We start from the raw sequence: 18,674 nt of genomic DNA on the forward strand, positions 1-18,674 counted from the left end.
GTTTGCTCAAAGAGTAGAAAGGTCATTGCTGACCTTTCCATCCGTTCAGCAAATAATCAAGCTATTCTAATTATTATGCTTCATGTTTCCGACGAGAAACGCCAAAGTATAGCGCTGAACCCATCAATAAGGTTGAAAGACCCAAGACAGCCAAAGCAGTCCCGTTTTCGTCTTCATCCGTTTGAGGTAACGTCTTCGCGTCAGAAGTCGTCGTCTTCGTCGTTACAACTGGTTGTAATGATGCGGAAGCAGGAACAACCCCACTCGTACCATTGCTAGTTGCAGTCGTGGTTGGCGTTACTTCATCATCAGAAACCGTGGTTGCTGGTGCGGTTGAAGCCGCCGTCGTTGATGAACCAGTGTTGACAGTGTCATCACTTGGCGTCGTAACAGGGGCAGTAGTCGTGGTACCAGTACCGCCACCATTGACGTTATCACCAGTACCAGGTGCGGTGGTTGGTGCCGTCGTGATGGTTCCGCCACCGTTATTACCATTGTCACCAGTACCAGGTGCAGTGGTTGGCGCAGTCGTTGTACCACCATTATCGGTCTTAGAATAAGTTAAAGTAATCGTAGCATCATCAGCGACCGTACCAGTCAATGCGCCATCAGCTGACTTGTAAGTGTAGCCATCGATTGTTGGTGTTGCGACCGTGTATGTGTCCCCAACTTTGTATGTTGTGGTCGTAGCGGTCTTGATGGTGTTACCATCAGCATCGACATAATTTACCGTAATCGTCTTAGTTTGTTCAGTTGGTGTCGTGCTACCGTTCTTCGTGTAAACAAGGGTAACTGTGTTACCGTTATATGCAATCGTCCCGGCAATAGCATCACCAGTTGCATGGTCATACGTGTAACCAGCAATTTCTGGTTGACCGACCGTGTAAGCTTGACCAACGATATATTCAGTTACACTAGACGTCTTGATGGTGTTGCCATCAGCGTCAACGTAATTGATCGTCAAGTTAGCTTTGTTTTCAACAGGTGTCGTTGAGTCCTTGGTGTAAGTTAAGGTAATGGTCTTATTACCATCAACCGTACCAGTTAAGGCGCCATCAGCTGACTTGTAAGTGTAACCATCAATGGTTGGCGTCTCAACGGTATAAGTTGAACCGTTGTCCAAGGTTTGGGTCGTCGCCGTCTTAATTGTCTTACCTTCAGCATCAACGTAGTTTACCGTAATCGTTGATTGTTCGACTGGTGTCGCATCCTTGGTATAAGTTAAGGTAATGGTCTTATTACCATCAACCGTACCAGTTAAGGCACCATCAGCTGACTTGTAAGTGTAACCATCAATGGTTGGCGTCTCAACGGTATAAGTTGAACCGTTGTCCAAGGTTTGGGTCGTCGCCGTCTTAATTGTCTTACCATCAGCATCAACGTAGTTTACCGTAATCGTTGATTGTTCGACTGGTGTCGCATCCTTGGTATAAGTTAAGGTAATCGTCTTATTACCATCAACCGTACCAGTTAAGGCGCCATCAGCTGACTTGTAAGTGTAACCATCGATGGTTGGCGTCTCAACTTTATAAGTTGAACCGTTGTCCAAGGTTTGGGTCGTCGCCGTCTTGATCGTCTTACCATCAGCATCAACGTAGTTTACCGTAATCGTTGATTGTTCAACTGGGGCTGCATTCTTAGCGTAAGTTAAGGTAATTGTCTTATTGCCGTCGTACGTCCCGGTTAAGGAATCACTAGCTGACTTATACGTGTAACCATCAATTGTTGGTTGGTCAATCGTGTAAGTCGTGCCGTTATCACCAGTCGAAGTAGTTGAATCCTTGATTACATTGCCAGCTTCATCAACGTAATTTACAGTAATGTCAGATTGTTCGACAACTGGAGCATAAACAAAAGTTACTGTATTAGCGCCAGCAACAAGCGTACCTGCAGCAATGTTTCCTGATTGAACATCACCGTCACCAATCTTGTAACCCGTGTAGGTATAGCCATCAAGACTTGGAGCAGTTAATTCATACGTACCGCCTGCACGAGTAAAGGTTCCATCAGTACCTTGCGTATACTGGTTGGATGCAGCCACAGTTGATCCATCAGCAGTTTGATAGTTAACAACAATACCGGTATTTTCAGCGTATACTAATACAACTTCATTGTTGGTAGCATCCGTATCAACTGTCCCAGTGAGGCCATTTGCATCACCAGTAACATTATTGCTTGCACCATAGAGTGCATAGCCATCAATCGTTGCTGGATTAATAGTAAAAGTTGTTCCAACTTTCCCACTCTTAGTTACACCACCGTCAATCTGAGTATACTTAGGGGTACCATCAGCATTAACACCGGTGATTACAACATACGCCACACTGACATCTGAAGCATCTTCAGCTGGCGTAGTAATCGTCGTGTCTGTAGTTACATTTGTTGTATAATCCCAACCAATTTGATTTGATCCTGCTGCGGTATCATGAACAGCACGTGGAATATCAGTAAAAGTTAAACCACCATTTGCAGAACTGCTAGTAGTAGCAGTGTAAACATAATTTAGTTGTAAATAACTGTTGTCCGCAAGTGAGTCAGCGTAAACGACACTTGGCATGCCAGCTGCATCATTATCAGTAAGCGTTGTGGTCGTTCCATCAGTAATAACCCCATCAGTTAGTGTATTACCAACTGTATATGATGTTAATTTCCAAGTACCAGTTGCAGAAGCAACGTTCCCCTTCACTGCAAACGAACCATTAGCGTCTGTCCAATCAACACTAGAATTTTTTGATAGCGTGACTGTGACATCGTAAGTAGTGTCAGCTTCAGTAGCAAAATTTGTACCATCAACAACGGAATTTACGTTGTCCGCTCCTGCCGCATCTGCATTCTTAACTACTTGACCTTTACCACTAGCTACGGTAGATGTAGCTTCTGATGTCGATGCACTAGCCGCTTCAGAAGTAGTTAGTGTTGCTTCACTAGTAACCTTCGGTGTTGCGTCAGATGTAGGTGTAGTGACTGTCGGAGCTGTTTGTTCAACAGTCGCAGTAGTAGCAACACTAGCAGCTCGTGATTGTACCTTAGCAGAGGTCGCAACAGCAGTTTGCGTAGTGTCATCTTGCTGTGCGGCTGAATTTCCGCTCGCTGAAGTAGCACTTTGTGTTGCAACAGTTGCGGTCGAACTGGCAGCACTACTTGAAGATGTTGCTGTTGAACTAGCTGTGCTTGACGTTGAAGTTGCAGTTGAAGATGCAGAACTGGCATCCGTAGCAGCTGACGAAGTCGTTGCTGAACTAGTTGCAGCTGAACTAGCAGCACTAGAAACTTGTTCTGTGTTGGTGTCCGTGTTTGCAGAAGTATCAGCTGAAGCATTAACGTTGGCAAAAACTAAACCAGCAGCTAGAGCTAACGTGGTTGCACCGGCATAAACCCAACGTTTACCGTCTTTATACATCTTTACCCGATAAACTGAATCACCGGTCATTTTTTGATTATCTTTTGACATATGGAATCCTCCCCGAGCACCCACGATTTTCTGCATTTATGTAAAATGATGGGTGACAAATCGCTTGCCAGCCCATCATCTTAGTCGTGCTTATCGTGTTGTGCTTAATAACACCATTACGATTTTGTTGGCATTCAGTTATATTTAACGAATTAGCCCTTAAATGCGGCAATAACGTTTAAGATAAAACTGTGTAATCCACCAAAGATGTCGTTAGAAACACTTGATGTATATGATGATGTGTGTGTACCTGGTAAAATATGAAAATCATTGAAAAAGCTCATGAGATTAATCCCCTTTAGTTTAGTTAATTATTAGCCCTTGATGGCTGAGATAACGTTTAATACGAATTGGTAGAAAGTACCAAGTGGTTGGTTGCTGACATAACTAGTATGTGATGACGTATGCGTACCTGGTAAAAAGTGCAAATCTGAAAAGAAACTCATAATGTATATCCTCCCTCATTATTTAAATAATATCAAGATATTAATTAATAAATTGATTAATTTATTTATCTAAATAGATTAACCCTTGATCGCTTTGATAACGTTCAAGATGAAACTATGCAAGCCACCAAAGATATCGTTGGAAACACTTGATGTGTATGATGACGTGTGTGTACCTGGTAAGATATGGAAATCATTGAAGAAACTCATAATATAAATCCTCCTGAAAGATTAGTTAAGATTACTTGCTGAATAAGCCCTTGATTGCTGGAATCAAGTTTAAGATGAAGCTGTGGAAACCACCGAAGATGTCGTTGGAAACACTTGATGTGTATGATGATGTATGGGTACCTGGTAAGACGTGGAAATCGTTAAAGAAACTCATAATGTAAATCCTCCTATAATTGTTTGACTAAATTACTTTTTGAATGCAGCGATCAAGTTCAATACGAAGCTGTGGAAACCACCGAAGATATCGTTGGAAACACTTGATGTGTATGATGACGTATGCGTACCTGGTAAGACGTGGAAATCGTTAAAGAAACTCATAATGTAAATCCTCCTATTTGTTTGATTAAATTAGTTTTTGAATGCGGCGATCAAGTTTAATACGAAGCTGTGGAAACCACCGAAGATATCGTTTGATACGCTTGATGTGTATGAAGAAGTATGGGTACCTGGTAAGACGTGGAAATCGTTAAAGAAACTCATAATGTAGATCCTCCTATAATGTGATTGATTTTTATTATTAGCTAAACAAACTCTTGATTGCAGGAATCAAGTTTAAGATGAAACTGTGGAAGCCACCAAAAATGTCGTTAGAAACACTTGATGTGTATGATGACGTGTGGGTTCCTGGTAAGAAGTGCAAATCAGTAAAGAAACTCATGAATAACTCCTCCTTTTTGGTTAATTAATGGTTAGTTCCTCAAGTCTCGATATTGAATCGCGAGACTCGATTAATGGAAAACAAATTAAGTTCTGCAAGCTTCGGTTAAGCGGTTAGAAAATTCAACTAATTAATCATCAGCCTCTCTAACACCCGCATCTGGCGATCTTAACCCTTAACTGCAGCAATCACATTCAACACAAACTGATAGAAAGTACCAAGTGGTTGGTTGCTGACATAACTAGTATGTGATGACGTGTGGGTTCCTGGTAAGAAATGTAAATCACTGAAGAAACTCATAATCAAATCCTCCTTAGAAAATTTACAAATCATTCGTTGATTAGTAACACAATTATCAATAATTTAATTTATCCTGTTAAATAACTAATATTGATTACTAATGCGAATGTGAAACAAGTAACCTCGTTTACGATTTAAATATTAACTAATTATCCCTACAATCGTCAATAAAATTACTAATATTTGAATAAATACAGGGCAGTATCATATTCAATTAGTAAATATACACACTATAGACTACTTACGCGTTTCATTAACGCCCCAAATTTGAGGGCAATATCAATATTATTTATATTTATCACGAGCTAGTCACAGCACCAGAAAGCGTTTAAATCCTTGTTAGTATCGCTATTTAAGCATGGTTGCTTTCTGGCACGCGCCTACTTTTTTTCCCGATTATGTCTCTTATCATTCATAAATTAGTAACCTAAAAAATAATTATAAAATTAGCTTTTTTCAACTTATTATTAAAATTATTAATACTTTTAGCCGATTTTTTACCGCTTCTATTGTCCGCGTTAACCAACACTTACCATTAAAATACATTATTTTTCACAAAAAAAGTGGTCATTGCCATCGTTCAGCAATAACCACTTACTAATCTTAATAATCGAATCGTATCGCTCTAAATGCTTCTAACCGTGTTGATATTGCAACCGGTAAAAGTCACGATAACGTTCATGCGTTGCTAATAAGGATTCATGATCGCCATCTCCAGTAATGCAGCCATCCTCCATAAAGAGAATCCGCGGGTACGCCTCAATTTGATTCAGGCGATGGACAATGGTAATGGTCGTCAAGTCAGCTGGTAAGGTCGCCAATAGCTGCGTGACCCGTTCTTGGTTCTGATTATCAAGGCTAGCCGTCGCTTCATCGAGAATCAGTAACGATGGCTCGCGGACGAGTGCGCGAACAATGGCTAAGCGTTGCCGTTGTCCACCTGAGACATTGAGGCCCCGCTCACCAACATCAGTGTCCAGACCCGCCGAGAGCTCCGCCAACCAATCGGCCAGACCGACTTGCGTCAATAATGCACTCAACTGTTCATCTGGCACGGCCTGAGTTGACCCTAATAACAGATTGTCGCGAATTGTTCCTGGCATTAGATCGACTTCCTGACTCACGTAACCAATCTGATTACGAATCGACGGGATTGTATAACTGTCCATTGCCTGACCGTTGACGTCCAGATCACCGCGGGTCGGCGTATAATAGGCCTCTAATAACGAGACTAAGGTTGTTTTCCCACTACCGCTCTCACCAATCAAGGCAATTCGTTCACCACGGTGGATCGTTAAATCAACGTCCTTGAGTACTGGTTTATCATGTTCATAACCAAAATCAACGTGATCAAAGTCAACCGTATCGATCGTTGTCAATGTTTCCCCAGATAACCGTTTATCTTCTTCGGGACTATCTAAGATATTATCAATTCGTTCGGTTGCCCCGACCGTTTGTTGGAGTGCCGTTACTAAGCCCGTTACGCTACTTAGTGGTGAGATCATTTGGACTGCATACATTAAGAAAGCCACTAAACTTCCAATCGTCAAAGCCTTTGTTTGAACCAAAATACCGCCATAAACAATGATAATAAAAATCGCTGCCAACAACATAATGTTAAGGACTGGGTTCAATACAGAAATCAACTTGATTTGGCGAACACTGAAGCCCTTGATCCGATCAACTTGATCGCTTCCTTGCTGTTTCAATGCCTTTTCAGCAACCATTGCTTTCACTAACCGGTTTTGTCCAATCATTTGAACCGCAGCACTATTCAAATTGGCCGTTTCTTTTTGAATCGCTTTGGAAATTCGCGCTAACACTTGCCCCATTGGGACGATAATCACGGCCATTAGTGGGACCACAATCAAAATAATAATCGTTAAGCGAAAGTTTAATAACAGCATTAACGTTAAGGAACCGATAATCGAAATGATCCCATTGATGGCGTTTGAGAACTGACTGGAAATCAATTCAAAAATCGTCGACGTATCATTGACCACCCGACTAGACAGTTCCCCCGTCCGATTATGATCAAAATACGGAATTGGTAAATCAACGATATGTTGCCATAGCGCACTACGTAGCGTTGAGACCGCGTCCACCCCTGTGTAACTGAGCAAGAAGCTCGACGCAACACTTGCAAATAATTGGACGACGATCACGACTGCCAAGCGTCCTAATAACTGTCCCGAAGTGCCATGATTAAAAGCATCGATGAATTCTTTCAACATCAACGTAATCCCAAGGCTACAAATCGTGGCGACAAACGACAATAGGATCCCAACAATGAAGAGCCCCTTCTTTGGGTGGGCATGCGTCATGATCAGTCTTAGCAAATCACGGGTTCCATACTTAGCATGCGGTTGGTTAGCCGATGACGTGATATGTGTTTCCATTGGTTGTAACTCCCCTCATTGCTTGAATATCTGGCTGAACAACTTGATCATTCCAGCGTTGCCAAATCATCGCTTCTGAAAAGCGACTGCTATTGCCATACGCACGTTCACTCATTTGTGCCAATTGCTTTGGGTTTTGCAATAACGCCAAAATCACCTTACCAAGTTCGACTAAGTTATTCGGCGTAATTAGACGCCCATTTTGACCATCATTAATCATCGTCGCTGGTCCATACTTGATGTCGTAAGCGACTACCGGCACGCCATGACTCAGCCCTTCCAAAATACCTAAGTTAAACCCCTCATACTGGCTAGTCAAGACCATCAGTTGGGCCTGATTGTAAACAGGCGTTAAATCACGTTCAAAACCTTTAAACGTGATAAATGATTGCCAGTGTTGCGAACTAACTAGTGCTCGTAACCGATTTTCTTCTTTAAATCCAGTCCACGAATCACCATAACCATAAATATCTAGCGTCACGTTTGATTGTTTTTCGTGAACATAAGCGACAGCCTTGATTAATTGCTCTAGATTTTTTTCAGCTGACAACCGCGCAACCGCAATAACCTTACCAGCAGTCCGATCACCAAAGTCAACTGGCCGTGTGGCTAATTGCTCATCGCTCACACTGCCAACTGGGATCGCCAAAGTTGGAATCACATTATGAATATGGTTTGTCATGTCGTCACACTCTTCTTGCGTTGACATAATCAAGCCCGCCATCTGATTCGCATGATCTAAACCAATCTGGGTGTATGGCACAATTGGTGAGTTGACAACGTCAAGTGGATCCAGCGTGAAATTACTGTGTAAAAATTCATACTTGCGGGCTAATGTCGTCATTTTAACTATTGGATTCATCCCCGCATCACTGCGATCCACGATCATCGTCCCATGACCACCATATTCCGTATTCAATGCGTCTAAGAAAAACGCCGTTAACTGATCCCAATCTTCAAATTCATAATTGTGACCATGATAGTTTAAGAGGCGCTGGTGCGTAGCGACCGGTTGTTGCTTCTCGTTCGGCCGAAAGAATGTCTCTAAAACGGGTTGTTGTTGTAAATTGCAATGTTGCTCTAACACAATATTCTGCTTGTCATCAAAATACTGCGCCACCGTTAAGAACCCCCGCGTGTCATAGTAGTCACGTCGGCTAACTGCGCCTTGAGGATTGAGAATATCAACGTAATCAATATTACCTTGCGCATTCAGCATCAAAGCCTTTTGACGTTGTTCCCGTTGGATCACATCAAATTCATTGGCACTGACCCGTTCCAAAGTTTCACCCGTCACCCGCGGGTAGTTAGCGGCTGTCAATGGTTGACCCTCATAATTCGTAGTCCCTTGAAAATAATCATACATATTGACTTGAAATTCGTCATCATAACCGATCTGATGCATATTTTGGTGCAAGTCCCGCACAAAGTTACGGGTCACGATCAACGCGGGTACCCGATGCTTTGTGAATAACTTTTGACGCTGAATCATGGCTAATTCAATAGCCGATGGCGTCGAATCAATTTTACTTGTAATAAAGAAATACATTTGCTCCGCCCCCGCTTTTATTCATGTGATAAACTCTCAACTGGATCTAATCGTGCAGCCATGTGTGCTGGTGCCAAAGCTGCCAACAAACTGATTACAACACTGACCGTGATGCCACCTAGCATTGCTGCCCCTGAAATTCGAACAATTGGATACTTGATTAAACTATAAATCGCCATATTGCCTAAGAATTGCCACCCTTCACCAAACAGTAATCCCATAATCGCTGCTAATACCCCAATAGTTAGAGCCTCAGCAAAGAACAAATGACTAATATCGCGTTTACGGGCGCCAAGCGCTCGCAGTACCCCGATTTCACGAGTCCGTTCAGAAACACTAACGTATAAGACAACGATGATCATAATTGCCGAGACCAATAAAGCAATGCCAGCCACGCCAGTCAATACGTTAGTGGCTAAACGAATATAGGTATTCAATGAATCAATTAAATCACCGATTCCAGTGTAGTTATACTGTTGTTTCTTATTAGTCCCCTTGATGGCCTTGATGTTGTGTTCAACTTGCTTAACATGCGCCAGTTTGTCAATCTGGACAATGGCAAAGTTTGGCCGGTAAGCCACGTTCTTAGCCGCCAACATCTTTTTAACCGTTTGGGGCAAAACAACAACACTTGTATCATCGCTACCAGTAATCCCACTAACGGTTAATGTCTGCTTGACCGTTACGGATTGATTCTTGCGATTAACCGTTGTCAACTTAACTGTCAATTTTTTATGAAGTGCTTTTTGATAATGCTTTTTGCCCATCATCTTCTTGGCTAACTTGCGACCAATTAAGACTTGGTCAGTGCCCGGGCGCGACCCATTCTTAATGGTTTTACTCAAAATTGTCGGGTTATCCGTCTGGAGACTTGCCGTCACCGTTGTTTTTTGATAATTAGCCTGAGTACTCGTATAATAGCCTAACTTAGCGGACTTAACATGCTTGATAGCTGCTAACTGTTTGGCATTAGCAGTTGTCACTTCAGCGTTCTTAGCCGCTGTGACTTGTTCTTGATTAACTGCAGCCTTGTAAGCTGCCGCACTTGTCGCTTTTTTACGCGCAGACGTGCTGACCTTCCCCGTCTTCTTTGAAACTTGCACAGCGGTTGGATTGACCTGCGACGTAATCTGGTGATTCATATAATTTTGGATCCCTGATCCTAAGCCAAGCATCACAACGATACTACTGATTCCAATCGATGATCCAAAAATAATCAGTAAGTAACGGAGCCACATCCGGCGCATATGCTGCATTGACATCCGGAACATCTGTCGAAAACCAAGGGTCCGATAACGAGTTGGCTGTTTATCGACCACATCGAACGGAGCCCCAATCACTAATTCATCATGAATTTGGCCATCATCTAAATGAACAATGCGTGTCCCGTAATCAGCAACTTCTTGCGAATGAGTCACCGTAATGACGAGTTTTCCTTCTGCGGCGATCGAATATAAAATATCCATCACTTCTTGGGTGTTTTCACTATCTAAAGCCCCCGTTGGTTCGTCCGCAATGATAATATCGGGATCACTCGCCAGTGCTCGGGCAATCGCGACCCGTTGTTTCTGACCACCCGACAGTTCATTTGGATACTGGTGGGTCTGCTGTTCAAGCCCCACCCGTTTGAGCAAGTCTTGTGCCTGTTGAACCTGCTGCCCACGAGACATCTTGGTCATCTTCAGTGAGAGCATAACGTTATCCAAGACGGTTAGATAACTGACCAAGTTAAAGTTTTGAAAAATAAAGCCAATGGTTTCACGCCGGTACCGGTCCATTTGCCGCACATTCATTGAGCGCAAGGACTGACCGTCTAATAAGACGTCCCCATCATAATGATGGTCCAAACCACCAATAATGTTCATCAGTGTTGACTTACCGCCACCGGACTCCCCAAGAATCGAAATAAACTCTCCCCGTTCAAAGTTTAAGTTAATGCCCTTTAAGATGACATTTTCTTGGTGATTTAAGGTATAGGCCTTACGAATATCGTGTAATTCTAAAAAGCTCATATATGTACCTCCACTATTTTTTTAACTACATTCCCCACGATGTATTTCCTCATTAATAACATTGCGATTTTTGGTGAATGATGTAAAGTGTTATTGAATACCTGTGGTCATCATTCATTATTAAAATTATAATCATCTTAAACCCTAATAAGCCGCATACTTGGTAGTTACAATTTGTAAAATATCGCTTATATGATCAATTTTTCGAATAAAAAAATTTCAAATTCAGGATAATTTTGTATCGGCAATCAACACTTACTAGCGTGTACGCTTATTATCAGCACCCCACCGTTTCAAGGTATACACTAAAAAGTGGTTTTTACTAGGTTTGTCATTTCCTAGTAAAAACCACTTTAAACTACATTGCGTTCATCAATCTGGCACGAATCATAGCATCACGATTAAAACTATACCATTCCTTAAAAGCAGCCAGCTTAGACCCCTTGGAAAAGGTTCAATTTAGTGTAGACCTGCTTGGTTAGTGCATCCTAGGCGTTCTGCCAATTGCCGAAACGTGGGCCCTACAATTGTCACCCAAGTCGGAATAGGGCGCACACCCGTTGACGAACAGTAAATCTAATTGATGACATATTTTAATCATGATTCAAACTACATAATACATACTTTAAACCAGCCACTTATATTCGGTACTCTCAAAACAGCGCTACTTACGAAACAGTTCTTACTTAAAAAAAGAGCGTTTTGTTACGACGCGATAAATCGCATCAGCTAACCCAGTCACAAATACCACAATTAGCCCAACAAATTGTAGCCATGGTAACTGTTGATTGATCACCGTCACTTCACTGCCTAGCCAAAAGACCAGTAACCCGACCACAATAATGATACTTTCGATAATGTTTAATTTACGCATATTAAGCTCCTTAAATTTAGCCATAAATATTAATCATGGCTGAATTTTTTACTATTTATATAGTATAACCCGCCTTATCCGTTTCCGCAGTCTAAAGCTCATCTAGCTTGAGCAACTTCAAATCAAGCTTGCTTGATCCAACCTGAAGATTATGTTAGGACACGCACGTGCGTATAAACAAGAATCCACCTGATTGAGCTGCCTCCACACTTATTAACTAGCAAATTGGTACCATTGGGATTAGGTGATAAAGTCTATATAAGACATCAAAAAACACCAAAATACAAATCAGCAATCTGCCAATCCGTATTTTGGTGTTTTTTAAATGATAACTGTTAACTAGTCACTAAGACGGGCAGTTAACTTTTTAGTTAATTCTTCGTAACCAGGCTTGCCAAGTAAAGCAAACATGTTGTTCTTGTAAGCTTCAACACCAGGTTGGTTGAATGGGTTGATCCCGTTCAAGTAACCAGAAATGGCCACGGCAGCTTCAAAGAAGAACATTGTGTAACCTAACGTGTAAGCATCTTGTGAAGGAATGTTAACAACCATGTTAGGAACACCGCCATCAACGTGGGCCATAATAACCCCTTCGAAGGCTTTGGTGTTAACTTGAGCCATCGTCTTACCTTCAAGATACTTCAAACCATCAAGGTTTTCGGTTTCCTTAGGAATGTCAACGTCGCTAGTAGCATTGTCAACTTTAACGACCGTTTCCATCAAGTTACGACGACCTTCTTGGATATATTGACCCAATGAATGTAAGTCAGTCGTAAAGTTAGCTGATGATGGGTAAATACCCTTTTGGTCTTTCCCTTCGGATTCACCCATTAATTGCTTCCACCATTCTGAGAACATCGCCATGTTTGGTTCGTAGTTTTCCAGAATTTCAGTAGTATAGCCCTTCCGGTACAAGATGTTCCGGTAAGCCGCATATTGATAAGCTTCATTCTTAGTTAAATCGGCATCTTTATATTCATTTTGGGCATCGGCAGCACCCTTCATTAATGAGTCGATGTCTCCACCTGATACCGCAATTGGTAATAAACCAACTGGTGTCAAGACAGTGAAGCGACCACCAACATCATCGGGAATAACAAAGGTTTCGTAGCCTTCAGCGTCAGCTTCTTGCTTCAACGCACCGCGCTTACGGTCAGTTGTCGCATAGATCCGGCCCTTAGCAGCTTCTTCACCATACTTCGCAATTAACCGTTCCTTGAAGACCCGGAATGCGATTGAAGGTTCCGTCGTCGTCCCAGACTTCGAAATAATGTTAACAGAGAAGTCACGGTCGCCGATTAAGTGAATTAAATCGTTGACGTATGAAGATGAGATTGAGTTCCCAGCAAAGACAACTTGTGGGAATTTACGGTCTTCACGTGAAAGTGATGACCAGAAAGTTTCGTGTAAGAATTCAATGGCTGCCCGTGCACCGAGGTATGAACCACCAATCCCGATCACAACGAGGACGTCAGAGTCGCCTTGAATCTTCTTTGCAGCGGTCTTGATCCGTGCAAATTCTTCCTTATCGTAATCTGTTGGTAAATTTAACCAGCCGCGGAAATCATTACCGGCGCCGGTTCCTTCACGCAGCTCCTTATCAGCAGCTGTGACCATAGCTTGCATTTCGCCAAGTTCATTATCATGAACGAACTTAGTTAAATTAGAGCTGTCAAATGAAATGTGTGCCATTTACTATTACCTCTTTCTATACGTATTTACATGTCATATTATACAATAGCTCGCCTAATAATGAAAAGCGCTTCCCCTCTTTTTTCGTAAATTTTCGTAATTTGTGTAAAAAATAAATACAATTATTAACAAAAAAGGTGCTGATAACTTGCCGTTACCGCACCTTCAGCAGATTTTTTTAATCTGTAAATAAAATAATTAATTTTTTAGTAAAGCTTTACTAAGCCTTCATCAAGGATAACGCGATTCCACCAACAATGACTAGAATCGAGCCAATCACCACGTAGACCATTTCTCGTTTCGTCTTGTGTTCACCTAATAGGTAGATGCTACCAAATGTTGAGATAACAATTCCCATTTGTGAAAGGGAGTAAGCGACGGCTTGCCCAATTTGGGCCATTGCCATAAACATGAAAAGGTTCCCAACACCCCAGACCAGACCAGTGACGATATTACGATAAGTGGCTTTAACGACCCACGGCTTATCCTTAAAGGACCAGATCAAAGCACCGAGCAACATCCCCACTGCTTGGGGCATGACAACCGCCTGCGCATTAACATTACCATAATGAACAACGATCGTGTACCCGGCATAGCCAATAGTTGATAAGATCAAGGCGCGAATCCCAACACCCCAATTTTCAGAAGCACTACGGTTCGGATCAGTCTTATCAGTTAAGGAAGTCAACACGGCCCCCGCAATTAGAACAATCACGGAAACAGAACCAATCCAATACATGTTGCCGTGCCATTCATTAAATAACAGCACACCAGCCAATGCATTAGCAACCAGTTGCATCCCAGTTGAAATTGGCGTCGTCCGTGAAATGCCGACCGCCTTCATTGACGTAAATTGTTGACCTTGACCAATACTCCAAAACAACCCGGAAACGATCCCAATCAACCAAATTTTGCTTGTTAAGGTTGGTTGTTCGACCGCCCATAATGCTAAGCCAAATACTAAGGCCCCCATGGTCATCCCAAGGGTCTGTTGCCGAGCGGTACCGCCCATTCGGCCACTAATTAAGCCGATACTGCCCCACGCAATCGCAGGAATCAGTGCAATTAGAATTCCCATTACTAATAATCCTCATTTCTATGTTTTCTCTCTTGCCTAACGACAAAGAAACATTTTACCAGTTAAGTAACCGTTTTACCAGTCACAATCAGGGATTCAAGGCCAAATATAATTATTTTTATATTTTCATGAATTCGTTTTCTTAGTGATAGGGACCGTTTTCAATTAATGAAAACGGTCCCCGAAATACCCATTAAAATTTTTTTATTTGCCGCTCAAATTATGACGTTATCGACTATTTGTCGAGCGTTAAAACCAGTACCTTCAAATAATTACTTGCTAAATATGCCTTGCGTGTAACAAAATCAGCTGGCAACCGGAACGTCTCACTAAGCGTGAAGTGTCGATCACTACCAACAAAGGCCGCCGTCACCGCAGCCTTAAACTTCTTCATAGAGAAATTATTGGCAGTAGTTGCAATTACTAATTGACCATCTCGCCGAACAACTGGCAAAGTTGCCGTTAATAAGTCCGTCAGATCGGTGGCAACTTGGAACTTTTGCTTCTTGACCCGAGCAAAGGTCGGTGCTGTTACAACCACAACGTCATAACTTAACCGGTGCTTTTGCGCATAGTCTAAGTAACTATTCACTTCGATTGCCCGGATTTCCTGCTTATCAGGATCAATGTTATTGACTGCCAGTTGATCAGCAGTTTCTTTGGCGCCTTTTTTACTCGTTTCAATGGAAATTGTCTTGGCTGCGCCAGCAACTGCTGCAGCTGCCGTTACCCCATTTTCTTGACTAAACAAGTTCAGAACCGTCTTACCTTGTAATTCAGCACCTGCCAACCATTCCCGAATGGGCCGCATATCTAATAACAGCCCAGTCGTTAAGTCATCGGCAAGGTGTAATGGGTACGTCACTGCACCTTCTGTCACTAACAACGGTTCTGGCGCCGCCGCCCCCGTTACCAATTGACTCTTCAAGTTAGCTTCTTCAACGTTAAAGCGTAACTTAGCGTAGATTCCCTTAAATTGATGATCCGTAGCCGCTTCAAAAGCTGCGTAAAGCATTTCGCGTTGTTGATAAACACCTTCTGCATACCAAGTAAACACATAATAATCTTGATAACGATCAATGGCTAAACCACCTAAACCGTCGCCATCCGCATTGAAAACCCGTTGTGGCAACTGTGGATCCATGCTTGTTGCCCGCCGCACCAACGCCTGTTTGAATAACTTGCGGAAATAGTCGGTCGTCGGCGTCTCACTTTCATCCAAGCTAAGCACCCAACCTAATTGTCGGCGATGCTTAGCAATCAGCGCGTAGCCCATAAATTGTGAACTCGCCATTAATGCCACGAAGGAGCCATCGGTTAGTTTCATACTTGGATCTTTTAAATCGTCCTGTACGAGTAAGGGATAGCCATCCTTGACCTTACGTTGAGAATTACCCGTAATTTGTACTCTTTGCATAATTATTGTTTCTCCTATTCATTTTAAATCTTATCTAAACTATTGATAAATCGCTGTTTGCAGCCTTGTTAAGGGTAACATATTTAGCCCCAGAGTGCGAGGTGGAACGCTAACAAATACGGAAATGCACTGGTCAGAATCAGTTTGCTAAATCATCAGTTAAGGTCGCACGACTTCCAATTCCACCTTAACGTTACCACTGCATTAACAAAACCGGGCTTTAAGATCAGCACAATCTCAAAACCCGGTCACTTATTTAGTCACGCTTTTCAAAACGCCACGTTAATCATCAATAATTGGCTTATCAAAACCTTCATCCGGGAAAGTGACGGTAAAACAGGTTCCTTCATTTTCCACACTATCCACCTTGATCGACCCACCATGTTGTTGGACCAACTGATGTGAGATGGCAAGTCCCAAGCCTGATTCACCATACTTTGTATTTTTTCGTGATGGATCGGCCTTATAGTACCGCTCCCAAATATTCTTGACCTGATCTGGTGTCATACCAATCCCATGATCTTGAATCGCCACGACTGTTGCGTGATCGGTCCGACTAGCCGTTACTTCAATCACGTTAGCTTGTGAAAATTGAATTGCATTTTGCATGATGTTGAATAGGACCTGAACAAACCGATCGTAGTCCGCCCACACTGGTAACTTTTCAGGAACCGTCAGTTTAAATTGATCATCAGCGGCGGCCGCCTTCTTTGTGAGTTGTTCAACTAAGTTATGCAAAACCTCGGCACCATCAAAATTGGTCTTGTTTAAAGCAATCTGTCCGGTTCGGATTTTTTCATAGTCTAAGTTCTCATTAACTAGTCGAATCAGCCGCTTCGTCTCGTTTTGCATCAACTCGATCGAATGACCCTTGTCTTCTTCCGGAATCGCATCGTATGCTAATCCTTCCAAAATACCATTAATTGTGGTCAATGGTGTTCGCATCTCATGCGCGGCATCCGCCATAAACTCTCGGCGCCGCTTTTCCTGCCGCTTAATTTCTTCATTAGAGGCTCTTAACGAGTTGACCATGCCGTTAAAGTCATCCGCTAAATCGTCAATCTCATCTTTGTGATTACTATCCACCTGAATATCAAAATCACCGTTAGCAACGGAATGAGTTGCATAACGTAGCCGGTTGATCCGGCGAACCGAATAACGCGCCAAGATATAACTCAATAGTAGCGCCGCAATTCCTGAAACTAGCAGTGCGATGAACAAATTCTTTTCAATCTGTTGTTCGCTCGCCTGTAACGTTTGTTCAAATGAACCAATTGAAATCGCCCCAACAAATTTCTTAGTCGATCCATTCTTATAGAAAAGCGGGACTAACACGTCAATCGTCCGCAACGATGGCGTATTCACTGGTTGATTGTGATTACGCGACCGAAACGTAACATGGGGCGCTTGTGTAATAATCTTATTCTGCTTGAGCTTCTTCCAATCCTTGGCCGAAATCTTAGGGTCGTAGATTGATCCCCCAGGGGTACTGTCCATCGATGTCCCCACGCCACTAGGATAGACCAACGTCTTATTAGCATCATAGACCGAAAAATGAATGTGCTGATCGCGTAAAATAACCGTACCATCATTTAGAAATTGTTGGTTAAACCCCACGACTTGATTAGTCTTCGTATTATACCGAATTGCTTCTTTTTCAATACTCGCGGCGTATTGCTGTAATTGCTGCCAAGAGTTTTGATAAAGCATCGTCCTAGTCGTCCGGATAAATGAAAACCCGAGAACCACAATCACCGTAATGATAACGGCAAAGAACGCCAGCATTTGTTGATAAATCAGCTTCATTGAACATCAACTCCACTATCATCAAACTTGTAGCCGACCCCCCAAACCGTTTGAATAATTTGTGGTCCGGCCTTTTCGATCTTTTGCCGTAACTTCTTAATATGGGCATCAACGGTCCGTTCGTCACCATAATATTCGTAGTCCCAAACGAGTTGTAATAACTGCTCGCGTGAGAAGACCTGGCGTGGTTTCTGCGCCAAAGTCTTGAGCAGGTCAAACTCCTTAGGCGTCAAATCCTGAATTTGTTTGTCTGCTAAATAAGCCTCACGCGTCTTAGTATTGAGTTTAAAATGATCCGTCTGTACATCAAAAGAACTAACCGCATTGGCTGGTTGTTCAGCTGGCGTCGTCTTCGATAGATCAGCTCGTCGGTGTAGTGCCTTGATCCGGGCAATCAACGTAATCGGTGAGAACGGCTTAGTCACATAATCATCCGCCCCCATCTCTAACCCGAGGACTTGATCACTTTCCGAGTCACGCGCCGTCAACATAATAATTGGTACAGTTGGTGAAGCCTTGCGAATATCCGCACTAACTTGCATGCCATCTTTACCAGGTAAATTCAAGTCAAGGGTCACCATATCCCAGCCATTGACATCTTCGTTAAACATTTCGACTGCCTCATTGCCATCATAAGCAAAGTGGGCGTCCCACTTTTCCTTCTTAAAAAACATGGCCATCATTTCAGAGACCGACTTATTATCTTCAATCATTAATAATTTCATAGTGTAACGTCCTCCAAGTTAATTACGATTGCTAAC

Annotated in this window: 17 protein-coding genes; all 17 read right to left on the reverse strand. The window is 42.5% G+C overall.

The window, feature by feature from the left end; genetic code table 11:
• Nucleotides 1-73: 73 nt before the first annotated feature.
• Nucleotides 74-3,451 carry a MucBP domain-containing protein gene (locus LP667_RS10870; RefSeq protein WP_120247240.1) on the reverse strand — a complete coding sequence of 1,126 codons (3,378 nt, stop codon included), beginning with the start codon at nucleotides 3,449-3,451 and terminating at the stop codon, nucleotides 74-76.
• Nucleotides 3,452-3,765: 314 nt separating this feature from the next.
• Nucleotides 3,766-3,897: a hypothetical protein gene (locus LP667_RS17245; RefSeq protein ID WP_021732657.1), complete on the reverse strand. Its 132-nt coding sequence runs from the start codon at nucleotides 3,895-3,897 to the stop codon at nucleotides 3,766-3,768.
• A gap of 78 nt (nucleotides 3,898-3,975) precedes the next feature.
• Nucleotides 3,976-4,107 carry a hypothetical protein gene (locus tag LP667_RS17250; RefSeq protein WP_021732658.1) on the reverse strand — a complete coding sequence of 44 codons (132 nt, stop codon included), beginning with the start codon at nucleotides 4,105-4,107 and terminating at the stop codon, nucleotides 3,976-3,978.
• Between the two features lie 31 nt (nucleotides 4,108-4,138).
• Nucleotides 4,139-4,282 (reverse strand): hypothetical protein, encoded by a 144-nt coding sequence (locus LP667_RS10890; protein WP_021732659.1) that lies wholly within the window; start codon nucleotides 4,280-4,282, stop codon nucleotides 4,139-4,141.
• A gap of 32 nt (nucleotides 4,283-4,314) precedes the next feature.
• Entirely contained in the window at nucleotides 4,315-4,446 is a 132-nt protein-coding gene (locus LP667_RS17255) for a hypothetical protein (protein WP_011101806.1), read from the reverse strand.
• A 30-nt stretch (nucleotides 4,447-4,476) separates the two neighbouring features.
• Entirely contained in the window at nucleotides 4,477-4,608 is a 132-nt protein-coding gene (locus LP667_RS17260; protein WP_080235743.1) for a hypothetical protein, read from the reverse strand.
• A gap of 37 nt (nucleotides 4,609-4,645) precedes the next feature.
• A complete protein-coding gene (locus tag LP667_RS10900) occupies nucleotides 4,646-4,786 on the reverse strand; it encodes a hypothetical protein (protein ID WP_021732660.1) in 141 nt (46 codons plus the stop codon).
• Nucleotides 4,787-4,954: 168 nt separating this feature from the next.
• Complete coding sequence (locus LP667_RS17265) at nucleotides 4,955-5,086, reverse strand: hypothetical protein (RefSeq protein WP_021732661.1); 132 nt, start codon at nucleotides 5,084-5,086, stop codon at nucleotides 4,955-4,957.
• 635 nt (nucleotides 5,087-5,721) lie between these two features.
• A complete protein-coding gene (locus tag LP667_RS10910; protein WP_021732662.1) occupies nucleotides 5,722-7,485 on the reverse strand; it encodes an ABC transporter ATP-binding protein in 1,764 nt (587 codons plus the stop codon).
• Nucleotides 7,457-9,034 carry a glycosyltransferase gene (locus LP667_RS10915; protein WP_021732663.1) on the reverse strand — a complete coding sequence of 526 codons (1,578 nt, stop codon included), beginning with the start codon at nucleotides 9,032-9,034 and terminating at the stop codon, nucleotides 7,457-7,459. Before LP667_RS10915 ends, LP667_RS10910 begins: the two co-directional genes overlap by 29 nt.
• A 17-nt stretch (nucleotides 9,035-9,051) precedes the next feature.
• Nucleotides 9,052-11,046 carry an ABC transporter ATP-binding protein/permease gene (locus tag LP667_RS10920; protein ID WP_021732664.1) on the reverse strand — a complete coding sequence of 665 codons (1,995 nt, stop codon included), beginning with the start codon at nucleotides 11,044-11,046 and terminating at the stop codon, nucleotides 9,052-9,054.
• Nucleotides 11,047-11,728: 682 nt separating this feature from the next.
• A complete protein-coding gene (locus tag LP667_RS10925; protein ID WP_021732665.1) occupies nucleotides 11,729-11,920 on the reverse strand; it encodes a hypothetical protein in 192 nt (63 codons plus the stop codon).
• Between the two features lie 339 nt (nucleotides 11,921-12,259).
• Nucleotides 12,260-13,612, reverse strand: a complete 1,353-nt coding sequence (locus LP667_RS10930; protein ID WP_021732666.1) for a glucose-6-phosphate isomerase — start codon at nucleotides 13,610-13,612, stop codon at nucleotides 12,260-12,262.
• A 220-nt stretch (nucleotides 13,613-13,832) separates the two neighbouring features.
• On the reverse strand, nucleotides 13,833-14,690 hold the full coding sequence (locus LP667_RS10935; RefSeq protein WP_021732667.1) for a GRP family sugar transporter: 858 nt from the start codon (nucleotides 14,688-14,690) through the stop codon (nucleotides 13,833-13,835).
• Between the two features lie 235 nt (nucleotides 14,691-14,925).
• Nucleotides 14,926-16,107: a class I SAM-dependent methyltransferase gene (locus LP667_RS10940; protein WP_021732668.1), complete on the reverse strand. Its 1,182-nt coding sequence runs from the start codon at nucleotides 16,105-16,107 to the stop codon at nucleotides 14,926-14,928.
• A gap of 282 nt (nucleotides 16,108-16,389) precedes the next feature.
• On the reverse strand, nucleotides 16,390-17,913 hold the full coding sequence (locus LP667_RS10945; protein WP_021732669.1) for a sensor histidine kinase: 1,524 nt from the start codon (nucleotides 17,911-17,913) through the stop codon (nucleotides 16,390-16,392).
• A complete protein-coding gene (locus LP667_RS10950; protein WP_021732670.1) occupies nucleotides 17,910-18,638 on the reverse strand; it encodes a response regulator transcription factor in 729 nt (242 codons plus the stop codon). Before LP667_RS10950 ends, LP667_RS10945 begins: the two co-directional genes overlap by 4 nt.
• Nucleotides 18,639-18,674: the final 36 nt, after the last annotated feature.

Source organism: Lactiplantibacillus paraplantarum (assembly GCF_003641145.1).
Classification (GTDB): Bacteria; Bacillota; Bacilli; order Lactobacillales; family Lactobacillaceae; genus Lactiplantibacillus; species Lactiplantibacillus paraplantarum.

What these genes read in the sequence shown, in the direction of transcription:
- LP667_RS10910 (WP_021732662.1), bottom strand. Translation starts at nt 7,485, where the DNA reads ATGGAAACACATATCACGTCATCGGCTAACCAACCGCATGCTAAGTAT.
- LP667_RS17250 (WP_021732658.1), bottom strand. Translation starts at nt 4,107, where the DNA reads ATGAGTTTCTTCAATGATTTCCATATCTTACCAGGTACACACACGTCA.
- LP667_RS10890 (WP_021732659.1), bottom strand. Translation starts at nt 4,282, where the DNA reads ATGAGTTTCTTTAACGATTTCCACGTCTTACCAGGTACCCATACATCA.
- LP667_RS10920 (WP_021732664.1), bottom strand. Translation starts at nt 11,046, where the DNA reads ATGAGCTTTTTAGAATTACACGATATTCGTAAGGCCTATACCTTAAAT.
- LP667_RS10930 (WP_021732666.1), bottom strand. Translation starts at nt 13,612, where the DNA reads ATGGCACACATTTCATTTGACAGCTCTAATTTAACTAAGTTCGTTCAT.
- LP667_RS17245 (WP_021732657.1), bottom strand. Translation starts at nt 3,897, where the DNA reads ATGAGTTTCTTTTCAGATTTGCACTTTTTACCAGGTACGCATACGTCA.
- LP667_RS10925 (WP_021732665.1), bottom strand. Translation starts at nt 11,920, where the DNA reads ATGCGTAAATTAAACATTATCGAAAGTATCATTATTGTGGTCGGGTTA.
- LP667_RS17260 (WP_080235743.1), bottom strand. Translation starts at nt 4,608, where the DNA reads ATGAGTTTCTTTAACGATTTCCACGTCTTACCAGGTACCCATACTTCT.
- LP667_RS10940 (WP_021732668.1), bottom strand. Translation starts at nt 16,107, where the DNA reads ATGCAAAGAGTACAAATTACGGGTAATTCTCAACGTAAGGTCAAGGAT.
- LP667_RS10945 (WP_021732669.1), bottom strand. Translation starts at nt 17,913, where the DNA reads ATGAAGCTGATTTATCAACAAATGCTGGCGTTCTTTGCCGTTATCATT.
- LP667_RS10870 (WP_120247240.1), bottom strand. Translation starts at nt 3,451, where the DNA reads ATGTCAAAAGATAATCAAAAAATGACCGGTGATTCAGTTTATCGGGTA.
- LP667_RS10915 (WP_021732663.1), bottom strand. Translation starts at nt 9,034, where the DNA reads ATGTATTTCTTTATTACAAGTAAAATTGATTCGACGCCATCGGCTATT.
- LP667_RS10935 (WP_021732667.1), bottom strand. Translation starts at nt 14,690, where the DNA reads ATGGGAATTCTAATTGCACTGATTCCTGCGATTGCGTGGGGCAGTATC.
- LP667_RS10950 (WP_021732670.1), bottom strand. Translation starts at nt 18,638, where the DNA reads ATGAAATTATTAATGATTGAAGATAATAAGTCGGTCTCTGAAATGATG.
- LP667_RS17265 (WP_021732661.1), bottom strand. Translation starts at nt 5,086, where the DNA reads ATGAGTTTCTTCAGTGATTTACATTTCTTACCAGGAACCCACACGTCA.
- LP667_RS10900 (WP_021732660.1), bottom strand. Translation starts at nt 4,786, where the DNA reads ATGAGTTTCTTTACTGATTTGCACTTCTTACCAGGAACCCACACGTCA.
- LP667_RS17255 (WP_011101806.1), bottom strand. Translation starts at nt 4,446, where the DNA reads ATGAGTTTCTTTAACGATTTCCACGTCTTACCAGGTACGCATACGTCA.